The 11,600-nt window shown below is 50.7% G+C and carries 13 protein-coding genes and 1 pseudogene; all 14 read left to right on the top strand.

All coding sequences use genetic code 11. The features are described 5' to 3' along the window. Positions 1–272: 272 nt before the first annotated feature. On the top strand, positions 273–869 hold the full coding sequence (locus JYP50_RS06820; protein WP_206559732.1) for a hypothetical protein: 597 nt from the start codon (positions 273–275) through the stop codon (positions 867–869). Between the two features lie 15 nt (positions 870–884). After that, positions 885–1,175: pseudogene (locus JYP50_RS21740) on the top strand (IS3 family transposase); the annotation flags it as partial. Between the two features lie 100 nt (positions 1,176–1,275). Beyond that, a complete protein-coding gene (locus JYP50_RS06810; protein ID WP_206559730.1) occupies positions 1,276–1,785 on the top strand; it encodes a hypothetical protein in 510 nt (169 codons plus the stop codon). Between the two features lie 163 nt (positions 1,786–1,948). Beyond that, the gene (locus JYP50_RS06805; protein WP_206559729.1) at positions 1,949–2,134 is read left to right on the top strand and encodes a hypothetical protein; all 186 of its coding nucleotides are present in this window, start codon (positions 1,949–1,951) and stop codon (positions 2,132–2,134) included. A gap of 267 nt (positions 2,135–2,401) precedes the next feature. Beyond that, positions 2,402–3,511, top strand: a complete 1,110-nt coding sequence (locus tag JYP50_RS06800; protein ID WP_206559728.1) for a hypothetical protein — start codon at positions 2,402–2,404, stop codon at positions 3,509–3,511. 338 nt (positions 3,512–3,849) lie between these two features. Then, positions 3,850–4,680 (top strand): hypothetical protein, encoded by an 831-nt coding sequence (locus tag JYP50_RS06795; RefSeq protein WP_206559727.1) that lies wholly within the window; start codon positions 3,850–3,852, stop codon positions 4,678–4,680. A gap of 400 nt (positions 4,681–5,080) precedes the next feature. Next, positions 5,081–5,578, top strand: a complete 498-nt coding sequence (locus JYP50_RS06790; RefSeq protein ID WP_206559726.1) for a hypothetical protein — start codon at positions 5,081–5,083, stop codon at positions 5,576–5,578. Between the two features lie 141 nt (positions 5,579–5,719). After that, positions 5,720–6,313: a hypothetical protein gene (locus tag JYP50_RS06785; RefSeq protein WP_206559725.1), complete on the top strand. Its 594-nt coding sequence runs from the start codon at positions 5,720–5,722 to the stop codon at positions 6,311–6,313. A gap of 165 nt (positions 6,314–6,478) precedes the next feature. Then, positions 6,479–6,937: a tetratricopeptide repeat protein gene (locus JYP50_RS06780; protein WP_206559724.1), complete on the top strand. Its 459-nt coding sequence runs from the start codon at positions 6,479–6,481 to the stop codon at positions 6,935–6,937. Positions 6,938–7,135: 198 nt separating this feature from the next. Further along, entirely contained in the window at positions 7,136–7,372 is a 237-nt protein-coding gene (locus tag JYP50_RS06775) for a helix-hairpin-helix domain-containing protein (protein ID WP_206559723.1), read from the top strand. Between the two features lie 111 nt (positions 7,373–7,483). Then, a complete protein-coding gene (locus JYP50_RS06770) occupies positions 7,484–7,783 on the top strand; it encodes a GFA family protein (RefSeq protein WP_206559722.1) in 300 nt (99 codons plus the stop codon). Positions 7,784–7,815: 32 nt separating this feature from the next. Continuing rightward, a protein-coding gene (locus JYP50_RS06765; protein WP_431311290.1) for an IS3 family transposase occupies positions 7,816–8,984 on the top strand; the annotation gives its coding sequence in 2 pieces (ribosomal slippage) (positions 7,816–8,068 and positions 8,068–8,984; 1,170 coding nt in all). Positions 8,985–9,293: 309 nt separating this feature from the next. Further along, positions 9,294–9,977, top strand: coding sequence for a class I SAM-dependent DNA methyltransferase (locus JYP50_RS06760; protein ID WP_206559720.1), 684 nt, complete (start codon positions 9,294–9,296; stop codon positions 9,975–9,977). Between the two features lie 73 nt (positions 9,978–10,050). Further along, positions 10,051–11,598 carry a flavin-containing monooxygenase gene (locus JYP50_RS06755; RefSeq protein WP_206559719.1) on the top strand — a complete coding sequence of 516 codons (1,548 nt, stop codon included), beginning with the start codon at positions 10,051–10,053 and terminating at the stop codon, positions 11,596–11,598. Positions 11,599–11,600 lie beyond the last annotated feature (2 nt).

The following is an 11,600-nucleotide window of genomic DNA, read 5'->3' as shown; positions in this document are numbered from 1 at the left end:
CTTCCCTAACTTAAGTAGCGGCGATCGCCAGCCGGGGCATTTTCCGCCCTTGAAATGACCCGGCTGGCAGGTTATACCTTTTGGCGAATGCAGCGTCGGGGAAGGGGGGGCGAACCTTTTTTGCTTAGTTATTAAATTGGTTCACTGGATTTTACTTGGTTTATCAAGCGCCTGCAGAATCACAAAGCGATACCAGCGAATCAAAAGGTTTACCTCCTAATGTATCTTATGGGACCGTAGGCTCCATTAAAAATGACCGTTAGGTGGACCAGATGGACGCGGAGCAAGCTACAGAGAAATTTAGAGAAGACTCATTCGTACATGTCCTAATTGGAGATGTTATAAGAAGCTCTGACATACTTTCTAAAGAGGATTCTGACTATCAGAGAAGGCTAACTGTAAGAGCCATTTTTGCAGCTATTGAGGGACTTTTTACTGTAGCAAAATCTGGAATGACATCACTCCCGCTAAATCCGGCTGAGGCGTCTGTGCTTAAAGAAGAGTCCTATGAAGTAGGGGAACGAGGAAATATTCGCATACGGACGAAATACATACCTCTGGAGCGTAATCTTAAAGCCATTGTAAGGATTGTTCGTAGAGTACGACCTGCGTATGAACTAGATTTTAATCACCCGGGATGGTCTTCACTAGTTCGTGCCCTGGAGGTAAGACACCGACTAATGCACCCGAAACGCCTGGAAGATCTCTCGGTAAGTGATTCAGAGATGGTAGATGCTCAACGTGGTTTCAATTGGTTTCTGGCGTTTACCATAGAGGTGATGGAAGAGACTAATTCAACTCTTCAAGAGATTTACTCAAAAGTTCTCCCTAGGCCTCGCAAAAAAGCGAATGGAGAGGATGTCACCTAACAAGACAAGACAGAAATTCATACTGATAGAGGCGCTGAATATCGAGTTAGTGAATTTCAGGCCGCCTTGCGGCACAGCAGGATCGTACATAGCTTGAGTCGCCAGGACAATGCACTAACAATGCACATATGGAATCATTTTTTCATTCGCTTAAAGCTGAGTTGATACGAGGTCGAGTGTTTTGTAGCGCTACGGAACTGCGATATGCTCTGGCGGGCTATATCAACAATTACGACAATCGAACGCGGCTGCACTCTGGTATCGGTTATCACCCCCCCTATAGAATATGAGCTATTAGCAGCATGAAAATAACCGTGCCCGTTTATCGGGTGAAGATCATGAATCACTCGCTTCGCTCCTAATTTACCGGTGAATGCGGCGCTAGCTTCATTTTCAGAGCTTATGCATGAATGAGAATATAGATTATGTTGCATGGTGGGGAGCAATTCTCTCAAGCATCGTGTTTGCTTGGAATGTTCTCAAGTGGAAGCTATCTGGACCAAAGTTGGATGTACGTATATCTCCATACGAGTATCAGTGGAAAGGAAAATTTGAGCTTATGCCCGGCGAGGAGAGAAAGCCTGCTGGAGTACCTCAAAAAATGAAGCCTTTTGTCGTGGTAGAAGTTAGGAATACTGGTCGGTCAGCCACGACGATTTTGGAAATTCGCTTCTCTCAATGTGATTCGCCTAAAGGCTTCAAGAAAAGCATGATGAGCGAAAATGAGCACGATCCATTTTCAAATGAATTGCCTGTTGTATTGGAGGCGGGCCATGTTTGGCTATGTCGTTTTGACCAAAACCAAGTAACTAAATTTAGCGAAGAAAATAACACTCCGCATTTTTCTGTTGATATCCGGCATACACATGCAAAGGGCTGGGTTAGAGAACCGGTCGAAATTGAGAGCAAAAGCTAGCACGGCCAGGCAATTCGCTTCGGCCGAAAAAGACGCGGCCTCCGCGGGACAGCCTACACTGCGTTTAGGCTGCCCCTTAGCAAGGCGTTGAGGCTGTAGAAAAACCTCATTTAATTCGGTAAAAACCGATAAAATGGCATTGTAGATTGAAAGGATTTCAGAAATGCCGAAGTTTAAGGCCGACAACTTTAACCAAGACGCCATGGTGGTGATCAACTTCAAGGAACAGTTGCAGCCAGGCAACTTTGAACACGCCATACACTTCTTAATCGATAACAAGCTCGACCTTTCCCCCTTCGACAAACATTACAAAAACGAGGATGGTGGCCGGCCTGCTTACGATCCGTAGAAACGGGGTAGAACCCGTACGACAATTTTGTTATAGAGTGTAATGACGGAAAGCACCGCAAGAAAACATAACGAAAAACGGCCGTTAGCATTAGGCTGAGAGGTCCTATCCGCCACTTCGCGTTAATCTTAAACCACTTTAGTGGACGGGGCTTTTCCGAGACTATGGAGGTACCGAATGGGGGTACACAAAAATGATGAACTACAGCCGTTACTCGCTAGCTTTGTTGCCAGTGCTATGATTGCTGAGTAGAACCAGGAGGCAACTGTGAGTAAGAAAATAGAGGAAGCTGATGTCGGATCAAGAATACTGGGCGGGGCCTTGATCGCCGGCATTATCTCCGCATACTTCTGGGGAATGGGCGGCCTCATCTTGGGCGGAATATTCGGAGCCGCACTTGGTTATTGGGCCCACAATCAGAAAGAGAACGAAGGCAAGAACAACTCTGCGGAGGTTGCTGCACTTAAACCAATAGCCTCACCTCCTTCGGCACCATGTCATGAGATCTTGACACACCCTGACCATCCCGACAGCAATCCATCAAACGCAGGGGTTCCGGATCAGTCTCTATACGTCGAGGCGCTGATTACAGTGTTGGCTGGATGCATAGTCGCAGATGGCAAAGTTGAGCAGTCAGAGCTAAAAATGGCAAGCTCCCTTATCAAGCATGACGACCTGGTTACAGATAAAAAACTCACCGTCGATGCTACTCGGTTAAAAATCAAGAAACTCTTTGCTTCAAGAAAGGAGTCAAAGGCTGCTTTCAATTTAAAGATATCGGCCGATCTAAATCGACTTGCGTATATCACGGACGCTGCACTACGAGAACGGTTGTTGCTTGTGTTAGACGGTATGGTAGATGCACTCGAGGGATCTGATTCGCCCGACACTCTAAAGTTCAAATCGAAAGTACAAGAAAAGCTTTCGCAAGCATCAACTCCTGCAGACAAGAAGGATGCAGTTGAAAGGTACATCTTGAACAGCGGAGATCAAGCTGCGATCCTGACTTTGCATCAGATGCGAGCAAACCCTGCCGCCTATCAACAGAACTTAAAAAATGGCGCGCGGGACAACACTACACTTAAAACAGCTCTTGGAGTATTTACAGGCTTTATCGCCGCCGACCTTATAACAAGCGCAATTCATCAACACCAGTTGCAACAGGCTCTGGAATCATTCGATGCCGAGTTGGCGAACATTGGCGGATTAGACGCGCTTGAATTCGGCGGCGCTGAATATAGCGATCTGAGCTATAAATTCGAAGAGCCAATTGTCGAAACCAGCAGCTATGAGCAGGAAAACGGTGATATCACTGAAGCAGATGACGCTGATATTCATGGCGATTTCGATTCGGATGATTTCGATTTGTTTTCGTAGATACCCGGGCAAAAATAATAAACCAAGATATGTCGCGCTACGGAGCCGGACGCCAAAACCGATACGCGGTTGCGGCGCCATGTAATTTATAATCGAGCGTGACCACGTGATTCTAGCTACAAACAAAGCAATACTGGAGAGCTTCAAGACCTCGTTGAAAAGGAAGATAGGGAACATAGGATCAGGCCTTACATTTGACACAGCTAAAGACAGTCCTGACTCTGAGTGAAATGATGTTATGCATTGCTTATCCTCGCCAGCCAATCCAAGGAACCAAGAACGCAGCGCGTTTATAGCGCCCCTACGGCAAATTTTTGAACCACAGGAGAAAAAACTACGTGCAGAATATTCAAACCTTGGAACTAGTCTCAATTAGAGATCACGGCCTGGACGAGTACTGGCTGCAAGATTATATAAGCCAAAGCCCAGCGTGTTTAGGCTTGGGCGATTTAGAGCTTGTATCAAAAGAGAAAAAACAATCTTCTGGTGGCCGTTTAGATATTCTGATGAAAGGTTCCGACGAAGAACTCTACGAAATTGAAGTGATGCTTGGCGAAACCGACGAAACTCATATTATTAGAACTATCGAATACTGGGATATCGAGAAAAAGAAACGCCCCAAAAGACAACATACAGCCGTTCTTGTGGCAGAAAAGATCAATACGAGATTCTACAACGTCATTAACCTTTTATCGCACAGCGTCCCAATGATCGGCATCCAGGCAAATCTATACCGAGTGGGTGATGAAGTCTCAATGATTTTTACGAAAATTATAGACAGTTTTGAAGAACCTGAAATCGAAGAAGAAGGCGAAATACTACATGGCTTCGAGTTTCTGAAAGGCAAGTCACCTGAAACTGCTCAAGTAATAGAAACACTCACGCCTATAATCGTTAGCACCTGCTCTGATAATCGAATTAATCACAGAAAAAATGGCGCGACCATTTTTATAGGCGGCACAAAAAAAATGACGGTAGCTAGGAGAGGGAATAAACAGGCATCGGTTCAGTATAAAGTCTCTGATGAGGATCGAACAGCTATTGAGGAACTACTAGATTCAAACACAATTTCTTATGACTATAAGAACGGTTATGTTCGTATTTGGCTGACACCTGCAACTTTAAACGAGCATATAGAAGTTCATAGACAAATTATTGAAAAACTTTAATGAGGTACTGCTGCGAACGCTTCGCTCCACGACGCGGGAAGAAGGGTCGGACCATACATTTGATACAGCTGAATACAGCTGAATACAGCCACAAATCTGACAGAAATTAAGACACGAATACTTAAGGCCTGACCCCATTTTCCTTCAAATCTGACAGAAATTAAGACATGCAAAACTTAAGGCCTGACCCCAGCTCCGTGCACGAACCGAGCGATCTTGCAATGCGCTTCTTTTTGCGGCGCACTACTGTTATTAATAAAGCGGGGGTTCAGTTTGGTCACGAGATCTTCTTTTAACAAAGCCAAGCAACATCACGCACTACGTGCACTGGACTGTCTTTCCGCAGCTTTGCCGCTCCAAGCCCGCCGCTGTTGGCGACGATAACCGATTGGGAGAAAGGATGAAAAAGTACCTGGGATTTGGGTCACTATTCGTGGTTTTTCTTATAGTATCTGCTTGTGGAACCGTATCTGTATCCTCGAATCCAAAGCAAAAAATTAGTCGTGATGCAAAAATTACGGTAGTAGCGCCAACAAGTGATGATCAAAATATCACTGGTCAAATTGAGCATTTGCTCCTAAGTCACGGATTTTCTGTAACTTCCGAATCGGTTGGTAGGACTCAAATAGAGTATAGAGAATCAGAAATAAGAACTGAGCAAACAACAAGCAGATCCGGCTCTGTCGGCGTAGTAACGAGGCTTCCTACTGAATTAATATTACGCTTTAGTTACAACGCATATTTTGATGTGTTTTATTGGTCGTTCACCAGATTTAATGGGACCGTGGTAGATCTTGAAGATGGCAAGGTGATTGCCTCTGTATCCTTTTCTGGGGACAAATCAGTTACAGCAGTATTGACGGATTTTACAAATCAACTTGGAGCTATGGCTCAATGAGAGCGGCTAACAAACGCAATAATCCGCTCGCCACACTCCGAAGATAGGATCAGGCCTTATATTTGACACAGCTGAATACAGCCACAAATCTGACAGAAATTAAGACATGCAAAACTTAAGGCCCGACCCCAGTTTACCGCCATGAATCTATTAGGTCCCAAGAAAGATCTCGACATCGCGAATAAAGCGATCGATTACATGAAATCCACCACAGATTTTTCTGAATTTCAGGAAAGCTGGGAGAATTTTCTATTCCGGATAGAAAGAGCCGGGGAGTTCACCGAAAGAACGCTCAAATCAAAAACGGGCTTCCAGCAATGGCATAAGCCATACACTGACCTGCGGAGAAAAGACCCTTTGTTGGTGTTTTTACGGCAGGCACGAAATGCAGAGATGCATAGCGTTTCGCCCACAGTAACCAGGCCTCTTAAGATGGCAGTAGTTGACAAGAGTGGACGTGGTTTTCAGCTCAATTCAATTTCATCACAGCTGGAAAATGGGACTTTGACGATAGATTTAAATTCACCCGATATATTGCTCGATCTGGATACCAGAATCTTGCCTACCGATCCTGAAGTTGTTCGTTTCAAGAATAGAGGAAAGTGGTACAACCCACCATGGCAGCATCTCCGGGAAAGGATCCGTGATCTCCACCCAGTGGCCTTGGCAGAACTTGGCCTTGTGTTCTATCGAGCCTATGTCAATGAAGCTGAGCTTTGGAGTCAGAAAACTTAACAATGTGGTCACCGGGGAAGATAGGGTCAGGCCCTACATTTGACACAGCTGAATACAGCCACAAATCTAGCAGAAATGAAGACATGCAAAACTTAAGGCCTAACTCCAGTTTCGGCCCCCAGTTTCGCAGTTTTCGACTTTGAATATTATTTTAAAAGGACATGCATGCGTAGCTTTTCAATATCAGCACTTCTTCTAGTTCTTAGCACAGGTTGCGCAACAACACCAAAGACCAACGACCTTTCGGTTGCTCATAACGCATGTTATTCCTACAGTTACGGAGAACATGGTTTTGAGAAAAATTACGAAAAGGCTTATGAATGGTGCTCTATTGCCGCGAACTTGGGTGGTAGCAGCTCACAAACACTTCTAGCCGAACTCTACTTTCAAGGTAATGGTGTCACACAAAGCTTAGAAACAGCCGCAGATCTTTATAAAAAAGCAGCGCTACAAGGTCATCAGCATGCCAAAATGATGGTTTTTCTCGTCAATAATGTCTATCGCGAAGAGCAAAGTAGTGCCGATGAAAAAGCTATGGGGCTACTTTTCTTAAACGAAGCAGTTGAAGCAGGCTACCCAAAAGCAGTCGAACTCCAGAAAGAGATCGATGCTCAAAAAATATAGGGGCGGGCCTTACACTTTCTAGTGCATCTTTTGGACTAAGTCATCGCTCCTGCGTAAAATTTTCGGATTTCAGATTGGCTTTCCTGACGCTACAATAGCCGCTCCCTAGTCATCCCGGCAGAAATCCGACAGACTAAAATAGCTTGCCCGCCATCTCGCATCCTGCGCCTGGCACTATTGTACTTCTAAGGAGCTCTTGTGGCGTTTTCGGACCCCGAAAGAAAGGCCCTCCTGGCCGTAAAGGGCGTTGGCCCAACCGTTCTAAAACGATTTGAAGAAATCGGCATCGACTCGCTTGCCGATCTGGCCACCTACCAAGCGGATGTCATCGCCGACATGGTTGCGTCAATGTTGAGAACAACGTGCTGGAAAAACAGTCCGCAAGCCAAGGCTGCGATTGAAGCCGCAATTACCCGAGCAAAGGAAGGCCTGTAGAAAGCCCTGAGTTAGCACTATGGGGCGGCGTAGCCGCGAGCCCGCGACAACTACTATCGCGCTCGGGCTGCTTTACCGCACGACTGAACCGTCCTAAGAATCGAGGTGAGCATGATCACTGGTAGCTGTCTTTGTGGAAGCGTGAAATATGAAATTCATGGAGAAGTTAGCGATATTGTCCATTGCCATTGCGTGACTTGCCGCAAAGCACATGGGGCAGCGTTCTCCAGCGTTGCGGCGGTAAAGGACAGTGACTTCACGCTGACCAGCAATCATGCGCTGGGCGCTTTCGAGTCATCCAAAGGAAAGATGCGTTACTTCTGTTCCAACTGCGGAACACAGATTTATGCCAAACGAGAGGGTACGCCGCATATTATGGAATGGTTCAATGGATGTGAGCAGCCCAGTTAAGGGACAATACCCTCAACTGGAGACTGTACTACATGACCTCGAGAAAGAAATATTCGAAGGAATTCAAGCTGGACGCGATCAGCCTTGTGCTGGAGCAGGGTTATAGCCGTGCGGAGGCCGCCCGCAGCCTGGAGATCAATGCCAATATGCTGGGCCGCTGGATCAAAGAACATACAGAGGGCGATGGAAAGGCTTTTCGTGGCAATGGCAAGCTCACGGCGGAGCAGGCTGAGATCCGGAAGCTCCGGGAAGAAAATCGCCGCTTGAAGATGGAGAAAGACATTTTAAAAAAGGCGACGGTCTTCTTTGCCAAGGAAACGCGGTGAAATACGCGTTTATCACCCGACACAAGAAGACCTGGCCAGCCGACTTGATGTGTCGGCTACTGGGTGTGAGTCGTAGTGCTTTTTACCAACATTGCCAGCGACAAGCGAGTCAACAACCGGACCCCGAGCGTCAGGCGATGTTGTCAGCAGTCAAGGAAATCGCGGAGGCCAGTGGTTACAGCTACGGAGCGCGAAGAATGAAGCGGGCGCTCAATGCCCTGGGATACCCGGTAGGCCGCAGGAAAGCCCGTTCTCTGATGCGCGAGGCCGGTGTAAAGGCACGTTACCGCAAGAAATACAGGGTGACGACGAACAGTAATCACAGGCAGCCGGTGTTCGAGAACGTGCTGGAGCGGGAGTTCGATGTCTCTGCCCCTGATCAGGCGTACGTATCGGATATTACCTATGTCTGGACTCAGGAAGGCTGGCTGTATCTAGCCGTATTTATTGACCTGTTCAGTCGCCGTGTCGTGGGCTGGAGCATGGGATCACGGATAAACGCCCGATTGGTCACCTATGCGTTGCAGATGGCCCTGTGGCGGCGACGCCCACCTGCGGGCCTGATCGTGCATTCGGATAGGGGCTCGCAGTACGCGAGCAAGGCGTACCGGCAGCTACTCAAAGCGCATGGCTTTGTTGGCAGCATGAGCCGAAAAGGCGACTGTTGGGATAACGCAGTGGCCGAGAGCTTCTTTGCCAGCCTGAAGAAAGAGCGTGTTCAGTGGCGCCATTATCAAACCCGCGCCGAGGCGCAGCAGGACATACTGGACTACATTGCGATGTTCTATAACAGCCAGCGGCTGCATTCGTACCTGGATTACACCAGTCCCAGTCAGTACGAATCAGCTATGGCAGAAATGAAGAAAGCCGCTTAACTGGGTTGTCAAAAATTAGTTGACCACTCCATCATCTTGCGTTTGGGCTCCCTGGATGATGATCCTCAATCCAACGAGAAGGGTCATATCTGGGTATCTCAGAAAGCGCCCTGGTACAGCATAAACAATCGCCTGCCCGAGCATGCCGAGTTCGAGTAAAGCTCGTGGAAAGCACACCAGAATCGTTTCGGAGTTCCTTCGTCGCTAGATAGCACTGCCACCGCGCGGCTTAACTGCTAATCTCTATACACTTTTGTGGAGAGCAGTAGCCATGCACAATAGATGCGCACTATAGAAGGCGAAGAATCTATGGATTCGCACAGCGATGAGAAGATCATCGACTCCTGGCACAAGAATGCGTCCCAGTGGACAAGCGCTGTTCGCAACAACCGCATTGGCACCCGCGAGCGGGTCACGAACCAGGCCATGGTCGAGGCTGTGCTGGGTCATTCGCCCGATGCCGTGCTCGATATCGGTTGCGGCGAGGGCTGGCTTTGTCGCCAGCTCGCTCCCCATGTCACGCATTTGGTGGGCGTTGACGCGGTACCAGAGCTGATCGAACAGGCAAAGGCCGGAGGTGGTGGCCGGTTTCTGGTCACTTCCTACGAAACGCTCGCGGAACTGTCACTTGAGGGGCTGTTCGATGTCGTCGTCTGCAATCTCTCGCTGCTGGGCAAGGAGTCGGTCGAGGCGCTGTTCAGTACGGTACCGGCGTGCTTGAAACCGGGGGGCGTTTTTATCGTGCAAACGCTGCATCCGTTGTTTGCCAGCGATATGCCCTATATCGATGGCTGGCGCGACGGCTCATGGGCCGGCTTTGACGCCAGCTTCACCGACCCCGCACCGTGGTACTTCAGGACGCTCGAAAGCTGGATTGCACTGTTTCTGGCGAATGGGTTCAAAATAAAGGCCATCCGCGAGCCCATCGATCCACAGACTCATAAACCGGCATCCATTCTCTTCACCGCTCGAACGAAACCACGCGCGTGGTGAAAGCGGCCACGGCTGTGACGGCGACTGCCCTGGCCTGCTATGCTCTACCCGCAGCTCGCAGGGAAAATGATGCATGAACCGCGCCATCCCACACACTGAACAGCTCGCCGCTGACGCCCCTCCCCTTCAGGTGCTGATCGTCGGCGCCGGTTTTGCCGGCGTGGGCGCCGGCATCCGCCTGCGCGAAGCCGGCATCGACAACTTCCTTATCTGCGAGAAAGCCGTGGGTATCGGCGGCACCTGGTGGCACAACCGCTATCCCGGCGCGGCGTGCGATATCGCTTCCCACCTGTACTGTTACTCCTTCGAGCCCAATCCCAACTGGTCGCGCAAGTTCGCGCCCCAGGCGGAGATCCAGGCCTATATCGAACGCTGTGTGGACAAGTACGGCATTCGCGACCGCATCCGCCTGAATACGGCGGTGGTGTCGCTGGACTGGGAGGCGGAGCGCGGGTTGTGGCGGGCCCGGCTGGGCGATGGCAGTGTGCGCCACAGCCGCCATGTGATCTTCGCCAGTGGCGGCCTGCACCTGCCGGCCTACCCCGATATTCCCGGGCGCGGGGATTTCCGGGGGCCGAGCATGCATTCCGCCGAGTGGGATGCGTCGGTGGATTTCAGCGGCAAGCGGGTGGCGGTGATCGGCAGCGCCGCCAGCGCCATCCAGCTGGTGCCGGAGCTGGCCCGGGTGGCGGCGCGCATCGATGTGTACCAGCGCACCCCCAACTATATCGCGCCGCGGCTCGACCGGGCCTTTAGCGAGCGCGAAAAGGCGCGCTTTGCCCGCTGGCCCTGGCTGGGGCGGCTGTACCGCCACTACCTGTTCCTGCGCGGCGAGTGGCTGTTGTTCCCGGTGGTCAAAACCCGCCGCCGCTCGCGCTGGCGGGAGCGCCTTGAGCGGATGATCCGCGCGCATATCCGCGCCGAGGTGGCGGAACCGGCAACGGCGGAGGCGCTGCTGCCCAGCTACCCCATGGGCTGCAAGCGCATTCTGATCGCCGACGATTTCTACCAGGCGCTGAACCGGCGCAACGTCGAGCTGGTCACCGCGGGTATCGAGCGCATCGCCCCGGAGGGCGTGCAAACCACCGGCGGCGAGCTGCGCGAGGCGGACATACTCGTCTACGCCACCGGCTTCGACCTCGAGGGCTATATGCGCGCGGCGGTAGTGCGCGGGCGCAACGGCCGTCTGCTCAGCGAGGAATGGGCGGATATTCCGCGTGCCTACAAGGGCGGCTTTGTGCCGGGCTTTCCCAACTTCTATTTCACCACCGGCCCCAATACCGGGGTCGGCACCACCTCGGTGGTGTACATGATCGAGGCCCAGCTGGAGTTGATCCTGCAGGCCATTGCCAGCACCGGCGACGGCAGCGCCATTGAGGTGACCGAGGACGCTTACCAGCGCTACAACGCGGAGATTCGCGCGGCGCTACAGGACACGGTGTGGGCGGGCGCCTGCCAGAGCTGGTACAAGCGCGCCGACGGCGAGATCGCCTCGCTCTACCCTTTCAATGCGCGCAGCTACCGCCGGGATCACCGCCAGCTGGAGCGCGGCGACTTCCGCTGGCACGCCGTTGCGGCCGGGCACGACGTGCGGCCCACCACCGCCTCGGCGGACCGCTGAGG

Source organism: Parahaliea mediterranea (assembly GCF_017255185.1).
Taxonomy (GTDB): domain Bacteria; phylum Pseudomonadota; class Gammaproteobacteria; order Pseudomonadales; family Halieaceae; genus JAFKCZ01.
This window is presented reverse-complemented; position numbering and strand designations above follow the sequence as displayed.

What these genes read in the sequence shown, in the direction of transcription:
- JYP50_RS06780 (WP_206559724.1), top strand. Translation starts at nt 6,479, where the DNA reads ATGCGTAGCTTTTCAATATCAGCACTTCTTCTAGTTCTTAGCACAGGT.
- JYP50_RS06770 (WP_206559722.1), top strand. Translation starts at nt 7,484, where the DNA reads ATGATCACTGGTAGCTGTCTTTGTGGAAGCGTGAAATATGAAATTCAT.
- JYP50_RS06805 (WP_206559729.1), top strand. Translation starts at nt 1,949, where the DNA reads ATGCCGAAGTTTAAGGCCGACAACTTTAACCAAGACGCCATGGTGGTG.
- JYP50_RS06755 (WP_206559719.1), top strand. Translation starts at nt 10,051, where the DNA reads ATGAACCGCGCCATCCCACACACTGAACAGCTCGCCGCTGACGCCCCT.
- JYP50_RS06760 (WP_206559720.1), top strand. Translation starts at nt 9,294, where the DNA reads ATGGATTCGCACAGCGATGAGAAGATCATCGACTCCTGGCACAAGAAT.
- JYP50_RS06790 (WP_206559726.1), top strand. Translation starts at nt 5,081, where the DNA reads ATGAAAAAGTACCTGGGATTTGGGTCACTATTCGTGGTTTTTCTTATA.
- JYP50_RS06785 (WP_206559725.1), top strand. Translation starts at nt 5,720, where the DNA reads ATGAATCTATTAGGTCCCAAGAAAGATCTCGACATCGCGAATAAAGCG.
- JYP50_RS06820 (WP_206559732.1), top strand. Translation starts at nt 273, where the DNA reads ATGGACGCGGAGCAAGCTACAGAGAAATTTAGAGAAGACTCATTCGTA.
- JYP50_RS06810 (WP_206559730.1), top strand. Translation starts at nt 1,276, where the DNA reads ATGAATGAGAATATAGATTATGTTGCATGGTGGGGAGCAATTCTCTCA.